The sequence below is a fragment of the Streptococcus oralis genome (assembly GCF_001579025.1).
In the GTDB taxonomy this organism is placed as follows: Bacteria; Bacillota; Bacilli; order Lactobacillales; family Streptococcaceae; genus Streptococcus; species Streptococcus oralis_X.
Window position 1 is genome coordinate 820,598 of the sequence record NZ_KQ970235.1, and the last position, 24,580, is coordinate 845,177.

At 39.7% G+C, this 24,580-nt stretch carries 27 protein-coding genes and 2 pseudogenes; 13 read left to right on the top strand and 16 right to left on the bottom strand.

What is annotated here, in order from left to right:
* The 3 genes from SORDD27_RS10240 to SORDD27_RS03910 form a co-directional block, all read right to left on the bottom strand.
* The coding region (locus SORDD27_RS10240; RefSeq protein WP_414162624.1) for a pseudouridine synthase at window positions 1-455 on the bottom strand (455 nt) is incomplete at its 3' end.
* Window positions 452-1,270, bottom strand: a complete 819-nt coding sequence (locus SORDD27_RS03905) for an NAD kinase (protein ID WP_000799062.1) — start codon at window positions 1,268-1,270, stop codon at window positions 452-454. The genes SORDD27_RS03905 and SORDD27_RS10240, both read right to left, overlap by 4 nt.
* Window positions 1,254-1,925 (bottom strand): GTP diphosphokinase, encoded by a 672-nt coding sequence (locus SORDD27_RS03910; RefSeq protein WP_042767856.1) that lies wholly within the window; start codon window positions 1,923-1,925, stop codon window positions 1,254-1,256. The genes SORDD27_RS03905 and SORDD27_RS03910 overlap by 17 nt, the downstream gene beginning before the upstream one ends.
* A gap of 128 nt (window positions 1,926-2,053) precedes the next feature.
* On the opposite strand from SORDD27_RS03910, the gene SORDD27_RS03915 reads away from it, so the two are divergent.
* From SORDD27_RS03915 to SORDD27_RS03945, 7 genes are all read left to right on the top strand, one after another.
* Window positions 2,054-2,623 carry a CYTH domain-containing protein gene (locus SORDD27_RS03915; RefSeq protein WP_061427449.1) on the top strand — a complete coding sequence of 190 codons (570 nt, stop codon included), beginning with the start codon at window positions 2,054-2,056 and terminating at the stop codon, window positions 2,621-2,623.
* A gap of 111 nt (window positions 2,624-2,734) precedes the next feature.
* Complete coding sequence (locus SORDD27_RS03920) at window positions 2,735-3,694, top strand: ribose-phosphate diphosphokinase (protein ID WP_001283843.1); 960 nt, start codon at window positions 2,735-2,737, stop codon at window positions 3,692-3,694.
* Window positions 3,695-3,703: 9 nt separating this feature from the next.
* Window positions 3,704-4,819, top strand: coding sequence for a cysteine desulfurase family protein (locus tag SORDD27_RS03925; protein WP_061427451.1), 1,116 nt, complete (start codon window positions 3,704-3,706; stop codon window positions 4,817-4,819).
* Between the two features lie 4 nt (window positions 4,820-4,823).
* Entirely contained in the window at window positions 4,824-5,171 is a 348-nt protein-coding gene (locus tag SORDD27_RS03930; protein WP_000863526.1) for a DUF1831 domain-containing protein, read from the top strand.
* 6 nt (window positions 5,172-5,177) lie between these two features.
* Entirely contained in the window at window positions 5,178-5,393 is a 216-nt protein-coding gene (locus SORDD27_RS03935) for a DUF4649 family protein (protein ID WP_000286093.1), read from the top strand.
* A gap of 82 nt (window positions 5,394-5,475) precedes the next feature.
* Window positions 5,476-6,117, top strand: coding sequence for a redox-sensing transcriptional repressor Rex (locus SORDD27_RS03940; RefSeq protein ID WP_000653409.1), 642 nt, complete (start codon window positions 5,476-5,478; stop codon window positions 6,115-6,117).
* Window positions 6,118-6,132: 15 nt separating this feature from the next.
* Entirely contained in the window at window positions 6,133-6,822 is a 690-nt protein-coding gene (locus tag SORDD27_RS03945; protein WP_000743311.1) for a gamma-glutamyl-gamma-aminobutyrate hydrolase family protein, read from the top strand.
* On the opposite strand, the pseudogene radC reads toward SORDD27_RS03945, so the two are convergent.
* The 3 genes and pseudogenes from radC to SORDD27_RS03960 all read right to left on the bottom strand — a co-directional run bounded on the left by radC (window position 6,819) and on the right by SORDD27_RS03960 (window position 11,687).
* Window positions 6,819-7,500: pseudogene (gene radC / locus SORDD27_RS03950) on the bottom strand (RadC family protein). The gene SORDD27_RS03945 and the pseudogene radC sit on opposite strands and share 4 nt — an antisense overlap.
* Window positions 7,501-7,542: 42 nt before the next feature.
* The gene (gene pcrA / locus SORDD27_RS03955) at window positions 7,543-9,834 is read right to left on the bottom strand and encodes a DNA helicase PcrA (protein WP_061427452.1); all 2,292 of its coding nucleotides are present in this window, start codon (window positions 9,832-9,834) and stop codon (window positions 7,543-7,545) included.
* A gap of 182 nt (window positions 9,835-10,016) precedes the next feature.
* On the bottom strand, window positions 10,017-11,687 hold the full coding sequence (locus tag SORDD27_RS03960) for a formate--tetrahydrofolate ligase (RefSeq protein WP_061427454.1): 1,671 nt from the start codon (window positions 11,685-11,687) through the stop codon (window positions 10,017-10,019).
* A gap of 228 nt (window positions 11,688-11,915) precedes the next feature.
* Here SORDD27_RS03960 and coaB point away from each other — a divergent pair, with 228 nt between their 5' ends.
* The 5 genes from coaB (at window position 11,916) to SORDD27_RS03985 (ending at window position 15,304) form a co-directional block, all read left to right on the top strand.
* A complete protein-coding gene (gene coaB, locus SORDD27_RS03965) occupies window positions 11,916-12,605 on the top strand; it encodes a phosphopantothenate--cysteine ligase (RefSeq protein ID WP_061427456.1) in 690 nt (229 codons plus the stop codon).
* An 11-nt stretch (window positions 12,606-12,616) separates the two neighbouring features.
* Window positions 12,617-13,168: a phosphopantothenoylcysteine decarboxylase gene (coaC, locus tag SORDD27_RS03970; RefSeq protein ID WP_061427458.1), complete on the top strand. Its 552-nt coding sequence runs from the start codon at window positions 12,617-12,619 to the stop codon at window positions 13,166-13,168.
* Window positions 13,152-13,715 (top strand): ECF transporter S component, encoded by a 564-nt coding sequence (locus SORDD27_RS03975; RefSeq protein WP_061427460.1) that lies wholly within the window; start codon window positions 13,152-13,154, stop codon window positions 13,713-13,715. The genes coaC and SORDD27_RS03975 overlap by 17 nt, the downstream gene beginning before the upstream one ends.
* A 534-nt stretch (window positions 13,716-14,249) precedes the next feature.
* On the top strand, window positions 14,250-14,777 hold the full coding sequence (locus SORDD27_RS03980) for an ECF transporter S component (protein WP_000354644.1): 528 nt from the start codon (window positions 14,250-14,252) through the stop codon (window positions 14,775-14,777).
* Window positions 14,778-14,788: 11 nt separating this feature from the next.
* Window positions 14,789-15,304, top strand: coding sequence for a transcription repressor NadR (locus SORDD27_RS03985; protein ID WP_000159158.1), 516 nt, complete (start codon window positions 14,789-14,791; stop codon window positions 15,302-15,304).
* Here SORDD27_RS03985 and SORDD27_RS03990 read toward each other — a convergent pair.
* The 10 genes and pseudogenes from SORDD27_RS03990 to uvrB form a co-directional block, all read right to left on the bottom strand.
* Window positions 15,301-15,438 (bottom strand): annotated as a pseudogene (locus SORDD27_RS03990) (8-oxo-dGTP diphosphatase); the annotation flags it as partial. The gene SORDD27_RS03985 and the pseudogene SORDD27_RS03990 sit on opposite strands and share 4 nt — an antisense overlap.
* A gap of 133 nt (window positions 15,439-15,571) precedes the next feature.
* Window positions 15,572-16,339 (bottom strand): class I SAM-dependent methyltransferase, encoded by a 768-nt coding sequence (locus SORDD27_RS03995; RefSeq protein WP_061427462.1) that lies wholly within the window; start codon window positions 16,337-16,339, stop codon window positions 15,572-15,574.
* 206 nt (window positions 16,340-16,545) lie between these two features.
* The gene (locus SORDD27_RS04000; protein ID WP_049484135.1) at window positions 16,546-17,013 is read right to left on the bottom strand and encodes an 8-oxo-dGTP diphosphatase; all 468 of its coding nucleotides are present in this window, start codon (window positions 17,011-17,013) and stop codon (window positions 16,546-16,548) included.
* Window positions 17,014-17,036: 23 nt separating this feature from the next.
* Window positions 17,037-17,480 carry a hypothetical protein gene (locus tag SORDD27_RS04005; protein WP_049484136.1) on the bottom strand — a complete coding sequence of 148 codons (444 nt, stop codon included), beginning with the start codon at window positions 17,478-17,480 and terminating at the stop codon, window positions 17,037-17,039.
* Window positions 17,458-17,919: a hypothetical protein gene (locus SORDD27_RS04010; protein WP_231069289.1), complete on the bottom strand. Its 462-nt coding sequence runs from the start codon at window positions 17,917-17,919 to the stop codon at window positions 17,458-17,460. The genes SORDD27_RS04005 and SORDD27_RS04010 overlap by 23 nt, the downstream gene beginning before the upstream one ends.
* Window positions 17,920-18,509: 590 nt before the next feature.
* Complete coding sequence (locus tag SORDD27_RS04020; RefSeq protein ID WP_061427468.1) at window positions 18,510-19,013, bottom strand: hypothetical protein; 504 nt, start codon at window positions 19,011-19,013, stop codon at window positions 18,510-18,512.
* 90 nt (window positions 19,014-19,103) lie between these two features.
* Entirely contained in the window at window positions 19,104-19,607 is a 504-nt protein-coding gene (locus SORDD27_RS04025) for a GNAT family N-acetyltransferase (protein ID WP_061427469.1), read from the bottom strand.
* On the bottom strand, window positions 19,573-20,136 hold the full coding sequence (locus SORDD27_RS04030) for a GNAT family N-acetyltransferase (protein WP_061427470.1): 564 nt from the start codon (window positions 20,134-20,136) through the stop codon (window positions 19,573-19,575). The genes SORDD27_RS04025 and SORDD27_RS04030 overlap by 35 nt, the downstream gene beginning before the upstream one ends.
* A gap of 8 nt (window positions 20,137-20,144) precedes the next feature.
* Window positions 20,145-20,771: an NAD(P)H-dependent oxidoreductase gene (locus SORDD27_RS04035; RefSeq protein ID WP_061427472.1), complete on the bottom strand. Its 627-nt coding sequence runs from the start codon at window positions 20,769-20,771 to the stop codon at window positions 20,145-20,147.
* 14 nt (window positions 20,772-20,785) lie between these two features.
* Window positions 20,786-22,774, bottom strand: coding sequence for an excinuclease ABC subunit UvrB (gene uvrB, locus SORDD27_RS04040; protein WP_061427474.1), 1,989 nt, complete (start codon window positions 22,772-22,774; stop codon window positions 20,786-20,788).
* 180 nt (window positions 22,775-22,954) lie between these two features.
* Here uvrB and SORDD27_RS04045 point away from each other — a divergent pair.
* Window positions 22,955-24,580: transporter substrate-binding domain-containing protein (locus SORDD27_RS04045; protein ID WP_061427476.1), on the top strand; the 1,626-nt coding region annotated here is incomplete at its 3' end.

Sequence of the window (24,580 nt, forward strand, 5' to 3'; positions counted from 1 at the left end):
TTGTCTAAACGTGCATGAGCGTAGCCGTGCTTGGCAAAGAGCATCAAACCAGATGTATCTCTATCAAGCCTAGTCACGATGTGAACTTGCTGGTTTTCATAGTTTCGCTTGACATAGTAGCCCTTGATAAAATTAGCAATGGTATTGGAATGATTGACACTTGGGATGGAAGCTACTCCATAAGGCTTATTCAAAACCAGAAAATGGTCATCCTCGTAGAGAATATCCAGTGGACGCTCAATTGCTTCCAACGTTTCAAAGCCTTCCTCTGCTGGAATGTCAATAGTTATCTTGTCTCCAATATCTAAGAGATAAGTCGCATTTTGAGTTTGGCCATTGACCAGAATAGCCCCGCCTCGAAACTTAATCTTAGCCAAAAGTCCCTTGGAAACCTCATGTTTCTTGAGGAAAGTTTTGACTTTGACGTGCTCATCTGCGGTAAATTCGAACCTCATTCATCCACCTCGCCGATGAAGGCATCTTTGACACGATTCCAGAAACTAGTGTGACTTGGAGTCGCTACGAAGTGAATCTTGTGATGGTCGATTTGATACTCAATCCGTTCGATATTACGGAATGAATAGACGCTGTTATCGACTGATATCGTATGGTAATCATTGCGTGTCGGCAAAAGTTCAATCTTATCTTTTTTGGGAATAATGATTGATGATCCCAAAGTGCGATAGACTCGGTTGTTAAGACTTGCTATTTCCGCCAACTGCAAGGCTTCAATGGTCGGATGCAAGACAGCTCCACCCAAGGACTTGTTGTAGGCAGTACTTCCCGTTGGCGTTGAAACAGTCACTCCATCTCCACGAAATCGCTCGAACGGAACGTGGTTAATGATGATATCCGCAACCATGGTGCGATCTGATCGACGGATGCTCGCTTCATTTAAGGCTCGGAAGATTTTCACTTCTCCATTTTCAAGCGTTACCTTAACATTCAAGACTGGATAAGAAACTTTGGCACCAGTATCGAGTAGGAGATTGGTCACCAATTGATCCAGCTCAAAATCACGATAATCTGTGTAAAATCCCAAATGCCCTGTATGAACACCTACAAATCGAACCTTGTCTAACTGATTCTCATACTTGTGAAAGGCAGACAAAAGCATCCCGTCGCCACCAATAGAAATAACGATGTCGGGATTGGTATCGTTCAGTATAAAATGTTGTTTTTTTAGTTTTTCCCTCAGTTCATGCAAGACCTTCTGACTTTGTGGCTTTCTATTTGCTATGAGGTCAACTCGTTTACCTGTATTCTTCATCTGTATCGTCACTATTTCCTACACCATCGTTTAATTTTCTGCTCAATGGATCAAAGAGAGCCTGCGCTTCCTGGATATCATCACGAATCTTACCCATTTCTTCATCCAGTTGATAGGCTATTTTGGCCGTGATTTCCAGTCTTTTCCTGATTTCTTCTGGAAAATCGCCCTGATATTTATAATTGAGCGAGTGTTCAATCGTAGCCCAGAAATTCATGGCTAACGTCCGTATTTGAATTTCCGCCAAAATCGTCTTAACCCCGTTGATCGTATCAACCGTGTACTCAACAACCACGTGATAAGAACGATAGCCCGAAGCCTTACGATGAGTGATATAGTCTCGTTCCTGAACGACTCTCATATCTTGGCGTTTACGTAGAATCTCAACTACCTCTTTGACGTCATCAACAAACTGGACCATGACACGTAAACCAGCAATATCTTGCAAGTCATTTTCTAAAGTTGCATAAGTAATTCCTCGACGAGCCATCTTTTCTTTGATACTTTCAATCGGTTTGACACGACCCGTTACAAACTCAATCGGAGAATGCTTGTTTTGCTTACGATACTGTTTGCGAATTCCTCGAAGTTTAATCTTCAATTCACCAACAGCCTGAATGTAAGGATCTAAAAATTCTTCCCATTCTATGGTCATACTTTCTCCCTTGTAATGTTTGATTGCTCTGTCGAAAATCTTTGATTTTTTCAGTACATTCGTATACAATAAATACATTGTCCATTATACCATAAATCGCTTTCAAAGATATAGAAAAGGTTGAAAAAATGAAACATTTAGAAATAGAATTGAAAACACTTCTGAAAAAAGAGGAATATGATCATCTAAAAAAACAGTTTTCCCATATCCAACCCGTCCTTCAGAAGAACTACTACATTGACACACCTGATTTCCAATTGCGTGAAAAGAAGGTTGCCATGCGCATTCGCACCTTTTCAGATTGGGCGGAGTTGACCTTGAAAGTGCCTCAAACTGTAGGAAATATGGAATACAACCAGAAACTAACTCTTCCAGAAGCTGAATCATACCTAGAAAAACAAAAACTACCTCAAGGGCTCGTTCTAGAGAAGCTCGCTAAGATTGGCATCGAAGGCCATGACTGGCTTGTTCTAGGCTGTCTTTCAACTCTACGTTATGAAACGAAAACTGAAATTGGCTTAATGGCCTTAGATAAAAGTCAATACTTTGACCAGACGGACTATGAACTGGAGCTTGAAGTCACTGACCATGAAAAAGGAAAAACCGATTTTCAGAAATTTTTAGATGAAAATCAGATAACTTATCAGAAAGCTCCATCAAAATTAATTCGTTTTATTAAAAGCATTAAAAAAAGCTGAAATAATCTCCTTTTTTTGGTAAAATAGAAAAGATAAAAATAAAAGAATCTGGCTTTGAAAAACAAAACTTTCTCAAAGAAGATTCACAAAGTTTACAGAGGACGGTCTATAATGTCAGATAGAAACAACATGAAACTTTTCACCCTAAACTCTAACCATGAAATCGCTCAAAAGATTGCGGATACAGTTGGTGTACCTCTCGGGAAATTATCCTCTCGACAATTTTCTGACGGCGAAATCCAGGTCAACATCGAAGAAAGTGTCCGTGGTTACGATGTCTACATCATCCAGTCAACCAGCTACCCTGTTAGCAACCACTTGATGGAGTTGTTGATCATGGTTGACGCTTGTGTACGTGCAAGTGCTCATAGTATCAACGTTGTCCTTCCTTACTTTGGTTATGCGCGTCAGGATCGTATCGCTTCTTCTCGCGAACCCCTCACTGCAAAACTGGTTGCCAATATGCTTGTCAAAGCTGGTGTAAGCCGTGTTCTAACGCTTGACCTCCACGCTGTTCAGGTCCAAGGTTTCTTTGACATTCCTGTAGACAATCTTTATACTGTTCCTCTATTTGCTAAGCACTACTGTGATAAAGGTCTTCTTGGCTCTGATGTTGTTGTTGTTAGTCCAAAGAACTCTGGTGTTAAACGTGCTCGTAGTTTGGCTGAATACCTTGATGCTCCAATCGCTATCATTGACTACGCCCAAGACGATTCTGATCGTAACGAAGGCTATATCATTGGGGATGTTGAAGGCAAAAAGGCTATCTTGATTGACGATATCCTAAATACTGGTCGTACCTTCTCTGAAGCAGCCAAAATCGTTGAACGTGAAGGTGCAACTGAGATTTATGCAGTATCCAGTCACGGTTTATTTGTTGAAGGGGCAGCAGACCTTCTTGACGCTACAAACATCAAAGAAATCCTTGTGACAGACTCAGTAGCAACCAAAGAAAGAACTCCAGAAAATGTATGTTACATTACTGCTAGCGAATTAATCGGAGATGCTATCGTCCGCATCCATGAAAGAAAACCAGTCAGCCCACTCTTTGCTTACAACAAAAAGAAATAAGGTGATTCTTTGATTTATTTGGACAATGCTGCTACGACTCCTATGTCAGCAGTAGCTATTGCAGAAATGACCAAGGTCATGCAAGAAACTCATGGTAATCCTTCTAGTATTCATGGCCATGGTCGACAAGCTGGTAAACTCTTACGAGAGGCTCGTCAAGACTTAGCCCTCTTACTAGGAACCAAACCTCAACATATCTTTTTCACGTCTGGCGGTACAGAAAGTAACAATACAGCCATTATCGGCTATTGTCTCCGTCATCAAAATCGTGGAAAACATATCATCACAACAGCTATTGAACACCATTCTGTACTTGAGACTATCGATTATCTGGTGCAACATTTTGGTTTTGAAGCAACTATCATCCAACCAGTAAATCAAGAAATAACTGCCCAGCAAATTCAAGAAGCTTTACGTGACGATACCATCCTCGTTTCCACCATGTATGCTAATAATGAAACAGGTAGCCTCTTACCTATCGCTGAGATTGGACTTATTTTAAAAGATCATCCTGCTGCTTATCATGTAGATGCTGTTCAAGCTATCGGAAAAATTCCTATCCATCCCGAGGAATTAGGAATTGATTTCCTCAGCGCTTCTGCCCACAAATTCCATGGACCAAAAGGAGTGGGCTTTCTTTACGCATCTACTGGAGACTTTGATTCCTATCTTCACGGTGGGGACCAAGAACAAAAAAAACGGGCTGGAACAGAAAATCTCGCTGCCATTGTAGGCATGGTCGCTGCTCTCAAAGAGGATTTAAATGACCAAGTTGAGCATTACCAAAAACTAAGCGCACTTAAATCTACTTTTTTAGAAGAAATTGCAGGTCTCGACTACTATCTCAATGAAAGCAATCACCAACTACCTTATGTTGTCAACATTGGCTTTCCTGGTCAAAAAAATGATTTGCTCTTGCTACGGTTAGACCTTGAAGGAATTTCAATTTCTACCGGTTCAGCTTGTACTGCTGGTATTGTGCAAACCAGTCATGTGCTTGAAGCATTTTATGGACCAAATTCACATCGTTTGAAAGAATCTGTCCGTATCAGTCTCTCTCCTCTTAACACTGAGGAAGAATTGAAACAACTCGCACAAACCTTAAAAAATATTATTGGAGATTAATCTAATGGCATTCGAAAAAACCATTAAACTACAAAACTGCCGCTACGACTACACACTTAGCCCAACTGTCAAAAAGTTTACACTGAAAGATAATACTTTCTTTGAAACAAAAGTTGGAAACTACGAACTGACTCGTCTACTTGAAAAAGTACCCAACAGTGGTGAAGGTTTCAAGCTAAAAATCATCATCAACAAAGACCTTACAGGTGCTAAACTCAACATTACTGACAAGTCTGGCCTTCGTTTGGTTAATATCTTTAAATCAGAAGACCACCACATTCATCAGGAAAAATTCTACTTCCTCATGGACAGTTTAGTAGAACGCGGTATCTTCACTAAAGAAGAAAGATAATTGACTATGTATCGACTTACCTATCAAGATAACTATCACGTAGAACGTACACTTGAATACAAGGATTACGAAGAGCTCATGTTATCTCTATCAGGCTGTGTGACCCTACCTGATACTCTCCTAATCAGCTCCTTAACGCTTAATGATAAGGTGATTTATCAAGGATTGGTTGGCGATCTCTACCGTTTTCTATCACAAGCTCATTTTTCAGATAAAAACTAAGAAATTTCTTAGTTTTTTCTTGTTTTTGTTGATTTTTTCACAATGTTTCTATAAAATAGAAGAATAGAAAGGTTGTGATTTTGTGAAAGATAAACAGTCTGCTATTCCAAAAGCAACAGCAAAAAGACTCTCTCTTTACTATCGAATTTTCAAGAGATTTCACGCAGAAAAAATCGAACGTGCCAACTCCAAACAAATTGCAGAGGCTATCGGCATCGACTCTGCGACCGTTCGACGTGATTTTTCCTATTTTGGCGAGCTAGGTCGTCGTGGTTTTGGTTATGATGTCAAAAAATTGATGAATTTTTTTGCTGATCTCCTAAATGATAACTCAATTACAAATGTTATGTTGGTTGGGATTGGAAATATGGGCCATGCCCTTCTCCACTACCGCTTCCACGAGCGTAACAAGATGAAAATTATCATGGCCTTTGACCTAGATGATCATCCAGAAGTTGGGAGCCAGACACCTGATGGAATTCCAATCTATGGTATCTCACAGATTAAAGAAAAGATCAAAGAAGCAGATGTCAAAACTGCTATCCTAACAGTTCCAAGTGTTAAATCACAAGAAGTTGCCAATCTTTTGGTTGATGCAGGTATAAAAGGTATTCTCAGTTTTTCCCCTGTTCACCTTCACCTCCCAAAAGATGTGGTCGTTCAGTATGTCGATTTGACAAGCGAACTCCAAACCCTCCTCTATTTTATGCGGAAAGAGGATTAGAAAGCGAAAGCATTTATGAAAAAACCAGTTATTGGGATTACAGGAAATGAAAAAGCTCATCCGGATGATGACATCATGATGAGCTATGCAGCAAAAGGCTTTGTTGAAGGAGTCAAGGACGCTGGCGGAATTCCAATCATCCTACCGATTGGTGATCAAGAAATGGCTGCCTATTACATCAGTATCATTGATAAGCTCATCCTAACGGGTGGGCAAAATGTTGATCCAAAATACTATGGTGAACCAAAGGCTATTGATAGTGATGACTACCACCTTCAAAGAGATATTTTTGAACTAGCACTTATCAAAGAAGCGATTAAGCAAAAGAAACCAATTTTCTCTGTTTGTCGGGGTACTCAACTTTTCAATGTCGCCATGGGAGGCACGCTACACCAAGATATCGAGGATCATTGGCAGGACTGTTCAGCCGAATACACGACTCAACGCCTCGTAACGGAACCTGATACCATTCTCCGAGAAATCTATGGAGAAATCTCTCATATCAACTCCTTCCACCACCAGAGTATTAAAGATCTAGCTTCAAATCTTAAGGTTGTAGCACATGATCCTAAAGATGGAATCATTGAGGCTGTGACAACTACGGACGGCTTTCCTTATCTTGGTGTTCAATGGCATCCTGAATTTCTCTTTGAAAACCGCCCCAAAGATAAAACGCTATTTGACTATGTTGTTAACGAACTCTAAATCAAATCCGTCTTTTCACGGTAACTAAAGTAATCCGAGTGAGAGACAATTAGATGATCCAGAAACACAATTCCCATCAGTTCACAGGCTTCCTTGACTAGTTTAGTGACATGATCATCATTTCGACTAGGAGATACAGCACCGGATGGATGATTGTGAACGAGAATCACTGAAGTAGCCATATGCTTCAAAGCATAGTGAAGGATTTCCCGTGGTTCAGCAATGCTGCGTGTCGCGGATCCGATAAAAATAGTTTGCTGATGAATGATTTGATTTTGAGTATTGAGATAGAGCGCCACTAGGTGCTCTTGTTTTTTATCGCCAAGTTCCTGTTGCATTTTCTTGGCTAGCTTTTGACTGCTGAGAATACTTTCCATCTCAAGGGTTTCATGTTTGTGAATACGATGTCCCAGTTCAATCACCGCTTGTAGTTCAATGGCTTTAATCCGTCCAATACCAGACAAACTCTGCAATTCCTGCAGGGTCATTTTTTTTCAGATCAGTTAGACCGGTCAAACTATTCAAGACTTTCTGAGCGATTTCAAAAACATTGGCCTGACGCGTTCCTGTTCTGAGCAGAATAGCTAACAACTCTTGATTGCTTAGAGCCTCTACTCCCTCTTTAACTAGTCTTTCTCTAGGCAAGAGTGAATCTTCTTGGAATGAAATACTGTACATAAAAATCCTCCTCACTTTATTATTCGTGAGGAGGATGAAAAATTAGATTTTTTTCTCAATTGGGGCAACGCTGGCTAGGAGTTTTTTCAGACCCACTTCTGGGAAATTGATTTTCAACTCCTGAGTATCACCGCTACCAGAGACTTCCAGAACAGTTCCCTCTCCCCACTTCTTGTGGAGAGCAATATCCCCAATAGACCAACTTGTATCAGTCGAATCTTTTTTATTTCCGGATGTAAACTGTCCAAACGGAAGACCACTTGACTGGATAGAGCTTGGTGCAGCCTTGCGTTTCCGTTCTTGAAGCGCTTGAGCCAAACTCATACCTTGACCGAAAGCAATCCCACCACTGCTATAAGAGGCTTTAAAGCTAGTATTCACTGGACGGGCCAAACCTTGATACTCAAGCAAATCCGAACTGATTTCATTGATAAAACGAGTTGGACGATTGTAGCTAGTACGACCAAAAAGCAAGCGTGAGTTGGCATTGGTCAGATAGAGAATTTTCTCCGCACGCGTAATTCCTACATAGGCTAAACGGCGTTCTTCTTCCAGTTCATCAGGATCCTCAGCTGCACGGCTAAGTGGAAAGACATTTTCCTCCATCCCAATGATAAAGACAACTGGGAACTCAAGTCCCTTAGCTGCGTGCAAGGTCATTAAGGTCACTTCTGATGTCTCCTGACTGCCTGAATCTGTGTCTGCAATCAAAGCCAAGTCATTCAAGAAACGACTGAGTTTATCTAAACCTGTTTCCTCTTCTTGACTATCAGGATTGTCATCAAAGTTCTTGGTAACAGATAGGAACTCTTCGATATTTTCAACCCTTGCCTTGCTTTCTAAGGTCGCTTGGGCATTGAGAATATCGATATAACCAGTTTTTTCTAGAACAGCCTCAACCAGCTCGGTTATGGTTAATTGATCCAATTGCTCCCGCAAATTCAGAATCATATTGGCAAAATCCCAAATTGACTGGGCTACCTTTCCTTTGATACCTGACAACATGATATTGGCTGAAGCATCCAGCATAGACATGTCTTGCATATTCGCAAAGTCGCGAATTATCTCAACGGTTCCTGGGCCAATTCCGCGTTTAGGCTCGTTGATAATGCGCTCAAAACTGATATTGTCACTTAAATTAGCAATAAGATTAAGGTAGGCGATAATATCACGGATTTCCTTACGGCTGTAGAACTTAGTCCCTCCAACCATAGTATAAGGAATATTGGACTTGAGCAAGGCCTCCTCAATAGTACGAGATTGAGCATTAGTACGGTAAAGCACTGCAAAGTCTTTGTGAAGGAAGTTTTGACTGCGACCAAGTTCATCGATGGTTTTGGCTACAAAAACAGCCTCATCTTGTTCGTCGTTAGCACGATAGTAAATTATCTGCTCCCCATCAGCATTCTGGGTCCAGAGATTCTTAGGACGACGATTTTTATTGTTTTTGATGACGTCATTGGCGGCTTGGAGAATGGTTTTGGTTGAACGGTAGTTTTCTTCTAACAAAACAACCTTGGCTTTGGGATAGTCTTTCTCAAAATCTAAAATATTTTGCATATCAGCCCCACGCCAACCGTAAATAGACTGGTCAGCATCACCGACTACGCAGATATTTTTAAAGCGTGAAGCCAAGAGTTTGACCAATTGGTACTGGGCATGGTTGGTATCTTGGTACTCATCAACGTGGATATATTGGAACTTCTGCTGATAGTAGGTCAAGACATCAGGATTTTGATCAAAGAGACGCAGGGTCAGCATAATCAAATCATCAAAGTCAACGGACTCAGACTGACGAAGCTCCTTCTGATAGGCCGTATAACACTGGGCCACGATTTGTGTGTACATATCGCCAGCTTGGGCAGCATAAGCCACATCATCAATCAAGTCATTCTTGGCATTGGAAATAGTTCCCAAAATAGTCCGTTCATTCCATTTTTTAGGATCCAAGTTTAATTGCTTGAGAATGCGTTTCATGAGAGTACGTTGCTCACCAGGATCTACAATAGTGAAGTTCCGATTGTAGCCAATATGATCCGCATCGCGACGTAGGATACGAACACACATGGAGTGAAAGGTCGCAATCAGACAGTCCTGGGTTGCTGGATTGAGGCCATAGGCGCGCTCCTTCATCTCACGCGCCGCCTTATTGGTAAAGGTAATGGCCAAGATATTCCAAGGATTGACCATCTTTTCATCAATCAAGTAGGCGATACGATGGGTTAAAACTCTAGTCTTCCCAGAACCAGCCCCTGCCATGATTAACAAGGGGCCTTCTGTCGTTTGCACTGCCTCAGCCTGACGGTCATTCATTCCATTCAATAATGCGTTCATTTTCTCTTCCTTACTCTTGAAGTCAATGTTTCTATTATATCAAAAATCATGGAAAATATCTTTACCTAGACTGATTGTGTCTAGAAAACAAACCTTTCATCAGCTGAAGACAACTCCTCATATCTAGACAAGAAAATGAGTTTGGAAAGCTTTTCCAAACTCATTTAAAATAATCTATATCATTAGAACAAGCCTAGGACCGTTCCATCACTTTCAACATCCATATTGAGAGCTGCTGGTCGTTTTGGAAGGCCTGGCATGGTCATGACATCACCAGTTAGGGCAACAATAAAGCCTGCCCCTAATTTTGGTACCAATTCACGAATGGTAATTTCAAAGTTTTCTGGTGCTCCAAGTGCATTTGGATTGTCTGAGAAACTGTACTGAGTTTTAGCCATACAGATTGGCAATTTGTCCCATCCGTTTTGAACGATTTGAACGATTTGTGTTTGAGCTTTCTTCTCAAAGTTCACTTTGCTACCACGATAGATTTCAGTAACAATCTTTTCAATCTTTTCTTGGACAGAAAGGTCATTGTCATAAAGACGTGTGTAGTTAGCTGGATTTTCTGAGATTGTCTTGACAAGCGTTTCGGCAAGCGCTACGCCACCTTCTGCGCCATCAGCCCAGACACTAGCCAACTCAACTGGTACATCGATTGAGGCACAGAGTTCTTTCAAGGCTGCGATTTCAGCTTCTGTATCAGTGACAAATTCATTAATCGCAACAACTGCTGGAATACCGAACTTACGGATGTTCTCAACGTGGCGTTTCAAGTTAGCAAAACCTGAACGAACTGCTTCTACATTTTCCTCTGTCAAAGCGTCCTTAGCTACACCACCATTCATCTTAAGGGCACGAAGGGTTGCGACGATGACAACTGCATCTGGAGATGTTGGCAAGTTTGGTGTCTTAATGTCAAGGAATTTCTCAGCACCAAGGTCCGCACCAAAACCAGCTTCAGTAACAGTATAATCAGCCAAGCGAAGGGCTGTGCTTGTTGCCAAAACAGAGTTACATCCATGAGCAATGTTGGCAAATGGACCACCGTGTACAAAGGCAGGTGTACCGTAAATTGTCTGAACCAAGTTCGGTTTGATGGCATCTTTCAAGATCAAAGCCAAGGCACCTTCAACCTTCAAATCACCTACAGAAACAGGGGTACGGTCGTAGCGATAGCCGATAACGATATTAGCCAAACGGCGTTTCAAGTCCTCGATATCCGTCGCCAAGCAAAGAATGGCCATGATTTCTGAAGCTACAGTAATATCGAAACCGTCCTCACGTGGAATACCGTTTAGAGGGCCACCAAGTCCAACGGTCACATGACGAAGAGCGCGATCGTTCAAGTCCACAACACGTTTCCAAAGAATACGACGTTGGTCGATTCCCAGCTCATTTCCTTGGTGTAAGTGGTTGTCAATCAAGGCAGAAAGAGCGTTGTTAGCAGTTGTAATGGCATGCATATCCCCGGTAAAGTGAAGGTTGATGTCTTCCATTGGCAACACTTGAGCATAACCACCACCGGCTGCACCACCCTTAATCCCCATTACTGGACCAAGAGATGGTTCGCGAATAGCAATCATGGTTTTCTTGCCAATCTTGTTCAAGGCGTCTGCCAGACCAATGGTAATAGTAGATTTCCCTTCACCTGCTGGCGTTGGGTTAATGGCAGTTACCAAGATCAATTTACCAACTGGATTGCTCTCAACTGCACGAATTTTATCAAAGCTGAGTTTAGCCTTATACTTCCCGTACAATTCCAAATCGTCATAAGAAATACCAAGTTTCTCAACAACATCAACGATTGGCTTCAACTCAATACTCTGTGCAATTTCAATATCTGTTTTCATTCAAAACTCCTCTAGCCTCTAATTTGATAATTTATTATAACACAAAACAAGATTTTTAACATCCATAAACTCTCTAAACGTTCGTAAATATCCTGAATTTCAAGATTTTTAGGCCCCTTTGAAAAATTTTATATGGCTTTATAGTTATAAACTATAGTGTAGCTTTGTTTTAGCAAAATTTTATCGCTTTCATTTTACTTACTGTTTATTTTTGTGTACAATAGTCCTATGAAAATTTTAGTCACATCGGGCGGTACCAGTGAAGCTATTGATAGTGTCCGCTCTATTACTAACCATTCTACAGGTCGCTTGGGGAAAATCATCACAGAAACCTTGCTTGCTGCAGGGCATGAAGTTTGTTTGATAACGACAAAACGAGCTCTTAAGCCAGAAGCTCATCCCAACCTAAGCATTCGAGAAATTAATAATACCAACGACCTTCTAGTTGTGATGCAAGAACTTGTTAAGGAATATCAGGTCTTAATCCACTCAATGGCTGTGTCTGACTATACTCCTGTTTATATGACTGGGCTTGAGGAGGTTCAGGCTAGCTCTAATTTAGAAGAATTTTTAAGCAAGCAGAATCATCAAGCTAAGATTTCTTCAACTGATGAGGTTCAGGTCTTATTCCTGAAAAAAACACCCAAAATCATCTCTCTGGTCAAAGAATGGAATCCTGCCATTCATCTGATTGGGTTTAAATTGCTGGTTGATGTCTCTGAGGATTATCTCATTCAGATCGCACGAAAGAGTCTTATCAAGAACCAAGCAGACTTGATCATTGCAAATGACCTGACTCAAATCTCAGCAAATCAGCATCGCGCAATCTTTGTTGAGAAAGAGCAACTCCAAACCGTTCAAACCAAAGAAGAAATCGCAAATCTCCTTCTTGAAAAAATTCAAGCATACGATTCATAGAAAGGAAAGCCATGGCAAATATTCTCATCGCAGTGACAGGTTCCATTGCCTCCTATAAATCAGCTGACCTAGTCAGTTCCTTGAAAAAACAAGGCCATCATGTCACTGTCTTAATGACTGAGGCAGCGAGAGAGTTTATCCAACCGTTGACACTACAGGTCCTCTCTCAAAATCCTGTCCACCTTGATGTCATGCAGGAACCAGCTCCTGATCAAGTCAATCATATCGAACTAGGCAAAAGAACTGACCTTTTTATTGTAGCCCCAGCTACTGCTAATACCATTGCCAAACTTGCGCACGGTTTTGCGGATAACATGGTTACCAGTACGGCTCTTGCCCTACCAATTCACATCCCTAAACTCTTAGCTCCAGCCATGAACACAAAAATGTATGACCATCCGGCAACTCAGACTAATCTAAGAACATTAGAGACCTATGGTTATCAGATCATCTCTCCCAAAGAATCTCTACTAGCCTGTGGCGATCACGGCAAAGGCGCCCTAGCTGACCTGAATACAATTTTAGAAAGAATAAAGGAAACCCTCGATGAACAAACGCTCTAACATTGCACCGATTGCTATCTTTTTTGCAGTTATGCTCGTTATCCACTTTTTGAGTTCTCTCCTATTTAACCTTTTCCCATTCCCGATTAAACCGACCATCGTTCATATTCCAGTCATTATTGCTAGTATCATCTATGGCCCTCGGGTTGGGGTTACACTTGGTTTTCTTATGGGACTATTGAGCTTAACGGTAAATACGATTACCATCCTTCCAACCAGCTACCTCTTCTCACCATTCGTACCGAACGGAAACATCTATTCCGCGATTATCGCTATTGTCCCTCGCGTTTTGATTGGTTTGACACCTTACTTGGTTTATAAATTATTAAAAAGCAGAACGGGTCTCATCTTTGCTGGTGCTCTCGGCTCCCTTACCAACACCGTCTTTGTCCTTGGGGGAATCTTCTTCCTTTTTGGAAATGTCTTCGACGGCAATATCCAAAAACTCCTGGCAACCGTTATTTCTACAAACTCAATTGCCGAGCTTGTCATCTCTGCCGTTCTAACAGTAGCAATTGTTCCCCGTCTCGAAACCTTGAAGAAATAAAAAAAACTCCACTTTCGTCCTGAAGGTGGAGTTTAGCATTTAAAACATGAGAAACATCAATAGAATGTGAAAGCCAAAGCGCAGGAGATGATACGAAAGAGGGGTAGATTGCTGGCTTTTCTGGCTATCCAAGTATAGGGTTAGAGATAGAAAAAACAAACCAAATGCAATCACCAATCTGACGAAATAAGCAATTTCGAGTATTGCTGCCATCAAAAGAAAACCTAATAAAGGAAGGCTAAAAAGTGAAACAGCCAGGCCACTTACTAATAGAGAGAGTAGCGAAAGGACCAATAAACTATAAACTAGGAAACGAGTCCAACCTGAGACTATTTTCCCTTCACTTTTCTATTTTGACATCATCACGTTTACCACGATTAGGTAAACAAAAAGTATCATCACAATTTCTCCTCAGTTCCTATTATTCTTTACCACATTTTAACCAAATTTTCCTGAAAAATCAATAATGCTTCTTGACTTGATTGGTGATTTATTGTACTATACTTGTGTATATACAGATAAATGGAGGTTCTTATGGATATACGAAAAAAAACGCAGTTTATGACTATGACTGCCCTACTCACTGCAATAGCGATTTTGATTCCAATCATTATGCCTTTTAAAATCGTTATCCCACCGGCTTCTTACACCTTGGGAAGTCATATCCCCATCTTTATCGCCATGTTTCTTTCGCCTTTGATGGCTGCTTTTGTGATTATTGCTTCTAGTCTCGGCTTCCTAATGGCAGGTTATCCCCCTGTTATTGTACTTCGTGCCTTCTCTCACATTGTTTTTGGTACTTTGGGGGCTTTGTACTTAAAGAAATTCCCTGAAACCTTGGATAAACCAAAGGCATCTTGGATTTTTAACTTTGTTTTGGGTGTTGTTCATGCTATCGCTGAAGTAATAGCTTGTATCATCTTTTATGCTACTTCAGGGACAAATGTTGAAAATATGTTTTATGTTCTCTTTGTCCTAGTTGGTTTTGGCACAATCGTCCATAGTATGGTAGACTATACATTAGCACTAGCTGTCTATAAAGTGCTTCGAAAACGTCGCTAAAAGGAAAAACTATGACAAAGGATCGCAAACAAGCTCTTCTCAAACTGTTAAAAGAGGCGCCAAAAGCTCTCAATGGTCAAACCTTGGCTGAACACTTTCACGTTACGCGCCAGGTCATTGTACAGGACATCGCTATTCTCCGAGCAGATGGAGCTCCTATCCTATCCACCAATCGTGGTTATATCTACAAAGAAAATGATGCCAGCCCCTACGTCCACAAACTCTTTAAAGTGAAACATGAACTGGAAGAAATCGGACAGGAACTACTAGCCATTGTAGATAATGGCGGTCGTGTTCAAAATATCTTAATCGATCATCCCGTTTATGGCGAAATTGAAACCCTACTCAAACTCACTTGCCGCCGAGATGTCCAGCACTTTCTGGAACAAGTCGAGAATTCAGACTTTAGACCCCTTTCTGAATTGACAGACGGCATCCATTACCACCTTGTTGAAGCAGAAACACAACAAGACCTCCACTATATCGAGGAGGCCTTGGATCAGTTAGGTTATTTAGTAAAAGACTAGAAAATTTCTTTCTCCCAGCCGTCCTCTGTACGGTGGCGATAGAAGAGCTCAGACTTGTCAGGTGCTTCCATCATTTCCATCAAGGGAAACATATCATAGGCCAGATCCAAGTTTGGAATCTGGTCTTTTTGCACCTAAGATACTTCTTTAAATCCATAAAGTTGAGACCTTTTTATATAGAAGCAGCTGTATCATGCTCTATAGACTATCGCTTGATTTTATATCGAAAAGCTTCTACGTAATCTTTACACTTTCGTTCCCTTAATTTTACTTTCGAGCGATAAACATACCATATTCTTTAGGAATGATTAACATACCATTATTAAACTCACTTTCCAATCTTTTACGTATTATTTCTTCTTCTAACGAACCTATTTCTGAAATTCCTTTAAAGGATTGGATGTATTTAACTAGATCATCTATACTAGTTACCTGTAACTCATCATCATAGAGTAATGTTTCGACAGAGCCAAAATACATACTCAGTTGGCTTTTGCCATTTTGTAAAGTAAACGTTTTATTTTCCAAATCTTGATTAATCTCATCTTTAAATAAACTTGCCAAATAATCTACAACTCCATTTTCACCAAATGTGGCACAGTAAAAAATGCCGCCTGTTTTTAAGACTCTATTCACCTCGGAGAGCGCTTTATGAATATCATTTACATGATGTAGAAGCATATTTGCAATAACAATATCAAACGTTTCATTCTCAAAAGAAATCTTTTGAATATCCATTATTTCATAGTTGACATTGTCTCTATTTCCAATCACTGCCTTCGTTGTTTTTACCATATCTTTAGAAAAATCTGTAACAACCAACTGCTTCATTTTATCAATAGAATCACTATTACTTTTCCACAGTTCTCCTGTTCCACACCCTAATTCTAGGACCTTTACCTGATCAGTGATTTGGTAGTTGGAAAATATCCAATTGTTAAATCCTAATTTATTTTTTGAATACTTCTTATGTATGTTTACTCTAATATCAAGATTATCTTGTTTTGCATATTGTTCAATTACCTTATCAGCCATTTTCTTTTACTTCCTTTCATATCTTAAGATTATACCATAAAATAAAACAATCTCCGATTTCAGAATGGAAGGTGGAGATTGTTCAAAATATGGATAGAAAAGAATAATAAAAATTTTAGAAATAATCAGTTGGCTTACACCGTCATACTTAACCTATATTTCAGTACCTTCCTTTAAAGGATAACACCTATCAACTAATCAAAGAACTAAAAAATTTCTTTCTCCCAGCCATCATCTGTACGGTGGCGATAGAAGAACTCAGACTTGTCAGGTGCTTCCATCATTTCCATCAAAGGTAACATATCATAGGCCAGATCCAAGTTAGGAATCTGGTCTTTTTGTACCCAAGATACTTCTCCTTCTTCTGAGGATTGGAGATTTCCAGTAAACTCTGTCGCTTTATAGCAAACGACGATGTAGCGCCCACCTGTATCTAAGGGCCAGTTTTTAATGCCGACTAGTTGGGGATTCTGAATGGTTAGACCTGTTTCTTCATAAATCTCACGAATGACAGACTCAGCAAAGGCCTCGCCATTCTCAACATGTCCTCCTGGAAAGGCATAGCCAGACCAGCGATTGTTTTCGGGTGAACGATACTGCATCACCACGCGCTGGGTTTCGAGGTCTTCAATCAGACAGATGTTGGTTAAAATAGTTGCTTGGGCACGGGACATAGATTTGCTCGCTTTCTAAGTTATTAAAATGTATCTTCGTTGTATTTTACTTCTGCCTTCATGATAAAGGGATTGATCAATTCATGATGTTCATAGGTACTATGGACCACAAAACCTTTAACAATGATGATTTCCTTATCTTCTATGCGATAGTCTATATTGATTGGGACGGCTGGATCCGAGATAACTGATAAAACAAAGAATACTGCAAACCAAAGGTAAAATGTCACCAATCCACTAAATATTTGAAAAATAAGGTGATACCATTGAAAATCTCTTATTCTATAAAAGATTCTCCAGGGGTGGATTAGGAAGGTTAAACAAAGAATAAAAAACCAACTATTCCACAAAACTGGAGTAAAGGATAGGCCAAAAACTAACAGTACCAAATGAAGAATCACAAAAGCTAGCAAAGCCAAATAGAGAGTTTTAAATGAAAATAACTTAGTTAGATTTTCTTTTGTCATGATTTTTCCTCTTTTTGTCCTTATATTTCAAAATCACCATCAATATCGCTGGAATGATGAAAAAGATTAGATAGGTAGTAATTGGAAGCCAGATGTAGCGATAATCGATAGATAATAGGGAAGGAATTTTTTTAACATTTCTCCCTTTCACCCCAACAAGTAAGTGGAGGAGAAAAATAGGTCCGTTTATGAATAGAAAAGTTTCTAAAAATCCTTGTACTGAAGCCTTATTGCTAAAACCATCTCTAAAAATACCTTGATAGAGTGTGTGCACCAAAAAGACAAAATTCATAATAATTGGCAAGAGATAGGACATTTCTTGATATGGTTTCGGGATAAGTGACGTCCCGAACAATACATACATGATACCAAAAATAGATAATAATATTATACCACCATCCATAAAAGAAGCAATCTTTGAATGTCTTTCCTGCCACAATTGGACGTGAGCTACCAAAGAATACTTTTTCTGGATTTTTTCATTTGTATGTTCTGTTGTTTGATCTTCTTTTGTCTCTTAGTCTTTCGTTCCATTTACGCCTCCTTCTTCTATTTTCTATCCGTATAATCAAAAGCAGAATTCCCAGCCCCAAGAAAAAGAAAAATAGATAACTTACAATAGGAATCCAGACATAGGCTGGATCCATAGAAATTATGGGAGGGAAATTCGTTGACTTACGACGTCCTAGCCAATTCAGACCTACCAAGAGATGAAAGGGAAAAAGAAGACCATTGAACCCAATAAATCCCCATGAAAAGTAACGCCATTTCTGAAGTTTATCACTACTAAAACGAAAGACAAGGAAATAGGTTGATAAGATCAGAAGGATAAGATTGAAGCTTAAGGGGGAAAGATAATTTATGTTCGGTAATAGGTAACTAATGTAAGAGGCGGCAAGAAATGATACAAACATAGATCCAAATAACACACTCGTATCCAAAAGTTGAGCAATCCTTCTGTGCCTTTCCATCCAAAGAAAAATCCTATTAGTCCAAGAAGACTTTTCTTTTGTCTTGTACTTCATTTGTCTACTCATCTTCATTTTCATCTACTCCTTTTTTTGAACCTTTAGAGAGAAAGAAAATTGCCAAAGTTAACATCAAGACTAGAAGGTAGACGACAATAGGAAACCAGATATAGGATGACTCCAGTGAAAACAAAGGTGAGAGAACGACTCTTCCTCTTTTCCTCACACCAATCAGTTGAAAAATGAAGCTAAGGATATTGATATAAATAAAGGGTTCACAAAATCTTTTAAGGGTTCTTTCTTTTTCAGTTTTCACTGACAAAAAGAGAGCATAAAGCCTATAACCCAAGATAAAAAGATTCAATTGCAAGGGAAATAAGAGCTCTCTGTACCGAAAATCAGCTGGAATGCTTTTGTTCTGTGATGTTGTGAATTCTATAACTAGGAACAAGATGATATAAAAGGTAATATCAAGCATAAATTTGACAAATCGATGCCCTTGTAACCAAAAACGAACAGAATCTAACCCTGATGATTTCTTATAATTCTTCTCTTTCAATTTCATAATAACTTCTTTCTATTCAAAAATATATTCTAAAACATGATTGTTTGTTCATTGCGTAATCTGAAAACAAAATCGCAATTCTACCAGTATTTAACTCTCAGATTTTGAGGATTTCTTACGTACCATTCTAATTTCAGTGATAGGTTTTCCAAGGTCAAGTATTTTTTCTTGCCCATCAAAAGTAAAACCCATTTTTTGATAGAAAGCAATGGCTCGCTTATTTTCTTTTAATACCCATAAAAATATTTCAGAGAACTGTTCAAGAGTCGTCAAAGCTTCCTTCATTAACTTCTGAGCAATACCTTTTCCATAATAGTCTTTTAAAACATATAAGGAAATAATTTCACCAGCTTGAATAGTCTCATCACGAAAGTTTCCATAACTGATAAAACCAACTACCTTCATATCATCTATCGCAATCAATGTATTTTCTGGATATTTTTGACTAAAGAATCGACATCTTTCTAATGGCATCGTCTCCTGAAATTCTGCAGGTAAAAGATCATCATAAGCCTCTCTCCACGTCTGCCAATGAACGAAGGATTTACCTTCTATCTCTTCAGGGGTTTCCATCTGTTTGATAGTTAGGTTCATTTGTTTTACCCCATTCTTCTCTTAAAATACCAAATTTAATACTATCAAAATATTTGCCTTGGTAATAACGAACTTTTGGAATATGAGCTTCTTTTTTCATTCTTAATTTTTCAGCAAGTTTTACCATACCAAGATTTCCTGACCAAGTTGTCAAACCAAGATGCTCCAACTCCAAGTAATCCTGAAATGTCCGATCTATCCACTGTAGCATAGCAGCTTTTCCAATGCCAGAGTTCCAAAACTTGTTATCATAAATACAAATCCCCAATTCCATCCATCTTGTTTGTTTACATACCCAGTAGCGCGAAACAGTCCCAACAAGTTTATCATCAACAAAAATACCAAGGCGATTTGAGTTGTTTAGAGTAGATTCTGATTTTTGTAGTTTAAATTCTTGAAAATTAGGAAAATGCTGATAATCGTCATAATAGGGAGCATCATACTGCTTCCAAATTGGATTAGATTGTGAATAAGCAATTTCCCACAAAGACACCAAATCTTCTTCAATTAGTTTTCTTAAATAAACCATACTTTTTCCTAATCCAACGCCTTCACTTCCTCAGCAACTTTTTGCAGATATTTATGTCTTGTAGAATTTGTATTCACCTCACGCCCTAACTCACCCAAAATTGAAACTTTCTTTGTTTTAATACCGCAGTGATTTAGGACAGCATTCTTTAATACTGATATTTCATAACTGTCTGGAATATTGATAGAGCCTGAAAATACTTTGTACCACCATGTTGGTGCCATGGATGTTGCGTAAATACTGGCTGTTTTTCCTTTTAGTAACTTTTTAAACTGCTGACCTCTTAAGTAGTTCCAAATAAAACTTCCTTTATTATTGGCAGAGTAAGCAATTCCTGGCATGAAAACACGATCAATCCAACCCTTCAATAAACTAGGCATACTACTCCACCAAATTGGATAAACAAAAATGAAATGATCTGCCCACTGGATTAATTCCTGAGAGCGAAGTATGAAAGAGTCCTCTTCCATACGTTTTCGATAACCATAACGTAATACGGGATCAAAATCTATCTCATTTAGATTAATAGATTCAAGCTCATGATGATTTGAGTCAATATTTTCTACAATCGTTTGAAAAATTTCTTGACAGAAACTGCCCTTGTCAGGATGTCCATTGATGACTAAAATTTTCATTCGTTCTCTCCTATCTAATCCAACGCCTTCACTTCCAACATCATATCACGAATCTGAGCTGCGAGTTCAAAGTCAAGCACTTCGACGGCTTCTTGCATTTGTTTTTCGAGTTTTTTGACGAGTTCCTTACGTTCTTGTTTGTTGAGGCTATTGATATCGACTTCCTTGTCCTCTTCCTTGGCAACTGCCTTGGTTACGGCGATTAGATCACGGATTTCTTTCTTAATAGTTTGTGGAACGATACCATGCTCTTCATTATAGGCCATCTGGATTTTCCGACGGCGGGCAGTTTCATCGATAGCACGTTGCATAGACTGAGTCATGGTATCAGCATACATGATGACATGACCTTCACTGTTACGGGCGGCACGTCCAATGGTCTGGATGAGGCCACGTTCGTTACGAAGGAAACCTTCCTTGTCAGCATCTAGAATAGCAACCAAACTTACTTCAGGTACGTCAATCCCTTCACGGAGCAAATTGATTCCGACCAAGACATCAAAAACACCCAAGCGTAGGTCGCGGATAATCTCTGTCCGTTCCAAGGTCTTGATATCCGAGTGCATATACTTGACCTTGATGCCCATTTCTTTGAAGTAGTCAGTCAAGTCTTCTGCCATCTTCTTGGTCAAGGTTGTGATAAAGGTTCGTTCATTCTTTTCAACACGAGCATTGATTTCACCTAGGAGGTCATCAATCTGTCCCATAGTCGGACGAACTTCCACCTCTGGATCTAGAAGCCCTGTCGGACGAATGATTTGCTCAATCACTGTCTCGGTCTGTTCATTTTCATAGTCACCAGGTGTCGCTGAAACGTATACAATCTGATGCACATGACTTTCAAACTCCTCCCGACGGAGAGGACGATTGTCCAAGGCGGACGGTAAACGGAAACCATAATTAACCAGCATTTCCTTACGCGAACGGTCTCCATTGTACATTCCCTTGATTTGCCCCATGGTCATGTGACTTTCATCAATCATGATCAAGAAATCATCTGGGAAGAAGTCGAGAAGCGTATAAGGAGGCTCTCCTTCGCTACGACCATCCATGTGACGAGAATAGTTTTCAACACCGTTGGTATAACCCATCTCACGCAACATTTCGATATCGTACTCTGTCCGCTGTTTCAAACGCTGAGCTTCTAGCAGTTTACCTTCCCTTTCAAAAACAGCTAACTGCTCTTCTAATTCTGCTTGAATCTTGGCAATCGCAACTTCCATATGATCGTCATTGGTCACAAAGTGAGTGGCTGGGAAAATCGCCAGATGATCCACTTCACCAAGGACTTGGCCTGTCAGCGCCTCAACTTCTCGGATACGGTCAATTTCATCTCCGAAGAACTCTACTCGAAAAGCGTGTTCATCACGGGAAGCTGGAAAAATCTCTACCACATCCCCACGCACACGAAATCTTCCCCGTTGGAAATCAATATCATTGCGTTCAAACTGAATATCTACCAAGTCATTCAAGAGTTTATCACGAGAAATCTCCAGACCTGGACGAAGACTAACAACACTATCAGAATATTCCTTTGGCGAACCCAAACCATAAATGCAAGAAACTGAAGCCACGACGATGACATCGTTACGCTCCAGAAGAGCCGAAGTCGCTGAGTGACGGAGCTTGTCAATCTCATCATTGACAGAGCTGTCCTTCTCAATATAGGTATCGCTCGAAGGGACATAAGCCTCGGGTTGGTAATAATCATAATAAGACACGAAGTACTCAACAGCATTTTCAGGGAAAAATTCCTTGAACTCCCCATAGAGCTGACCAGCCAGAGTCTTATTGTGGGCAATAACCAAAGTTGGTTTATTGACTTTGGAAATGACCTGACTCATGGTATATGTCTTCCCTGTACCCGTCGCCCCCATCAGAATCTGAGCCTTCTCTCCACCCTCGATATTATCGACCAACTGCTCAATCGCTTGTGGTTGATCTCCTGAAGGTTGGTATTTTGATACTAGTTTAAATTTATTATCTGTAATTCGATTTATCATGATTGCCTCATCTGCATTTTTCTATCCTTCTATTTTACCATAAATTTACTTTTCAGACTCTACTCTAAGTTGATAAGAGCAAGGATTCTATGTTACATTTTCTTACATAAAATCCATAAAATTTGCCTTTTCATTCATTTTCTGATATAATGGGAAAATATTCGGAAAAGGAGACTAAAAATGAAGAAAAAAATACTAGCATGTTTGCTCATTTTATTTCCCATTTTCTCACTAGGTATGGCAAAAGCTGATACTGTTAAGATTGTGTCTGATACAGCTTACGCACCTTTTGAGTTTAAAGATTCAGATCAAACCTATAAAGGGATTGATGTTGATATTATCAATAAAGTCGCAGAAATCAAAGGATGGAACATCCAAATGTCTTATCCTGGCTTTGATGCAGCTGTAAATGCAGTGCAGTCAGGTCAAGCAGATGCCATTATGGCAGGTATGACAAAAACAAAAGAACGTGAAAATGTCTTTACCATGTCTGATACTTATTATGATACAAAAGTTGTCATTGCTACCACAAAGGCAAATAAAATCACCAAATATGAGGAACTTAGTGGAAAAACAGTTGGAGTTAAGAACGGAACTGCCGCTCAACGTTTCCTCGAAAGTATCAAAGATAAATACGGTTTCTCTATTAAAACCTTTGATACAGGTGATTTGATGAATAACAGTCTAAGTGCTGGTGCTGTAAATGCCATCATGGATGATAAACCTGTTATTGAGTATGCGATTAACCAAGGACAAGATCTCAGCATCAATATGGATGGTGAGGCTGTTGGAAGCTTTGCCTTTGGTGTCAAGAAAGGGAGCAAGTATGAACACTTGGTTACCGAGTTTAACGAAGCCCTAGCACAAATGAAGAAGGATGGTAGCTTGGAGCAAATCATCCAAAAGTGGACGGCTTCTAAAACTACGGCAAGCCCAACAACAACTACTGCTGCTGGACAAAAAGCTACTCCTGTGAAAAGCAAGTACATTATTGCCAGCGACTCATCTTTCGCCCCATTCGTCTTTCAAAATTCAAGCAATCAATACACCGGTATTGATATGGACCTTATCAAGGCGATTGCCAAAGACCAAGGTTTTGAAATTGAGATTACCAACCCAGGATTTGACGCAGCCATTAGTGCTGTTCAAGCTGGACAAGCAGATGGTATCATTGCTGGAATGTCTGTAACAGATGCCCGTAAGGAAACCTTTGACTTCTCAGAATCATACTACACAGCAAACACGATTCTCGGTGTGAAAGAATCAAGCACAATTGCTTCTTATGAAGACCTCAAGGATAAAACTGTCGGTGTTAAAAACGGGACTGCTTCTCAAACCTTCCTTACTGAAAATCAAAGCAAATACGGCTATAAGATTAAAACCTTTGCAGATGGCGCTTCTATGTATGACAGTCTGAATACCGGATCTATTGATGCCGTGATGGATGATGAGCCAGTTCTCAAATATTCTATCAGCCAAGGTCAAAAATTGAAAACTCCAATCGCTGGAACTCCAATCGGTGAAACAGCCTTTGCGGTTAAAAAAGGAACAAATCCAGAATTGATCCAGATGTTCAATAACGGACTTGCGAACCTCAAAGCTAACGGAGAATTCCAAAAGATTCTTGACAAGTACCTAGCTAGCGAAACATCATCTGACTCTACAAGTACAGTTGACGAAACAACCATCTGGGGCTTGCTTCAAAACAACTACAAACAACTTCTTAGTGGTCTTGGAATCACTCTTGCTCTAGCGCTTATTTCATTTGCAATTGCCATTGTCATCGGGATTATCTTCGGTATGTTT

What these genes read in the sequence shown, in the direction of transcription:
- SORDD27_RS03905 (WP_000799062.1), bottom strand. Translation starts at nt 1,270, where the DNA reads ATGAAGAATACAGGTAAACGAGTTGACCTCATAGCAAATAGAAAGCCA.
- SORDD27_RS03980 (WP_000354644.1), top strand. Translation starts at nt 14,250, where the DNA reads ATGGATATACGAAAAAAAACGCAGTTTATGACTATGACTGCCCTACTC.
- SORDD27_RS03935 (WP_000286093.1), top strand. Translation starts at nt 5,178, where the DNA reads ATGTATCGACTTACCTATCAAGATAACTATCACGTAGAACGTACACTT.
- SORDD27_RS03945 (WP_000743311.1), top strand. Translation starts at nt 6,133, where the DNA reads ATGAAAAAACCAGTTATTGGGATTACAGGAAATGAAAAAGCTCATCCG.
- SORDD27_RS04005 (WP_049484136.1), bottom strand. Translation starts at nt 17,480, where the DNA reads ATGACAAAAGAAAATCTAACTAAGTTATTTTCATTTAAAACTCTCTAT.
- SORDD27_RS03960 (WP_061427454.1), bottom strand. Translation starts at nt 11,687, where the DNA reads ATGAAAACAGATATTGAAATTGCACAGAGTATTGAGTTGAAGCCAATC.
- SORDD27_RS03995 (WP_061427462.1), bottom strand. Translation starts at nt 16,339, where the DNA reads ATGGCTGATAAGGTAATTGAACAATATGCAAAACAAGATAATCTTGAT.
- SORDD27_RS03975 (WP_061427460.1), top strand. Translation starts at nt 13,152, where the DNA reads ATGAACAAACGCTCTAACATTGCACCGATTGCTATCTTTTTTGCAGTT.
- pcrA (WP_061427452.1), bottom strand. Translation starts at nt 9,834, where the DNA reads ATGAACGCATTATTGAATGGAATGAATGACCGTCAGGCTGAGGCAGTG.
- SORDD27_RS03920 (WP_001283843.1), top strand. Translation starts at nt 2,735, where the DNA reads ATGTCAGATAGAAACAACATGAAACTTTTCACCCTAAACTCTAACCAT.
- SORDD27_RS03910 (WP_042767856.1), bottom strand. Translation starts at nt 1,925, where the DNA reads ATGACCATAGAATGGGAAGAATTTTTAGATCCTTACATTCAGGCTGTT.
- SORDD27_RS04025 (WP_061427469.1), bottom strand. Translation starts at nt 19,607, where the DNA reads ATGAACCTAACTATCAAACAGATGGAAACCCCTGAAGAGATAGAAGGT.
- SORDD27_RS03915 (WP_061427449.1), top strand. Translation starts at nt 2,054, where the DNA reads ATGAAACATTTAGAAATAGAATTGAAAACACTTCTGAAAAAAGAGGAA.
- coaB (WP_061427456.1), top strand. Translation starts at nt 11,916, where the DNA reads ATGAAAATTTTAGTCACATCGGGCGGTACCAGTGAAGCTATTGATAGT.
- coaC (WP_061427458.1), top strand. Translation starts at nt 12,617, where the DNA reads ATGGCAAATATTCTCATCGCAGTGACAGGTTCCATTGCCTCCTATAAA.
- SORDD27_RS04035 (WP_061427472.1), bottom strand. Translation starts at nt 20,771, where the DNA reads ATGAAAATTTTAGTCATCAATGGACATCCTGACAAGGGCAGTTTCTGT.
- SORDD27_RS03930 (WP_000863526.1), top strand. Translation starts at nt 4,824, where the DNA reads ATGGCATTCGAAAAAACCATTAAACTACAAAACTGCCGCTACGACTAC.
- uvrB (WP_061427474.1), bottom strand. Translation starts at nt 22,774, where the DNA reads ATGATAAATCGAATTACAGATAATAAATTTAAACTAGTATCAAAATAC.
- SORDD27_RS04030 (WP_061427470.1), bottom strand. Translation starts at nt 20,136, where the DNA reads ATGGTTTATTTAAGAAAACTAATTGAAGAAGATTTGGTGTCTTTGTGG.
- SORDD27_RS03985 (WP_000159158.1), top strand. Translation starts at nt 14,789, where the DNA reads ATGACAAAGGATCGCAAACAAGCTCTTCTCAAACTGTTAAAAGAGGCG.
- SORDD27_RS04000 (WP_049484135.1), bottom strand. Translation starts at nt 17,013, where the DNA reads ATGTCCCGTGCCCAAGCAACTATTTTAACCAACATCTGTCTGATTGAA.
- SORDD27_RS04020 (WP_061427468.1), bottom strand. Translation starts at nt 19,013, where the DNA reads ATGAAATTGAAAGAGAAGAATTATAAGAAATCATCAGGGTTAGATTCT.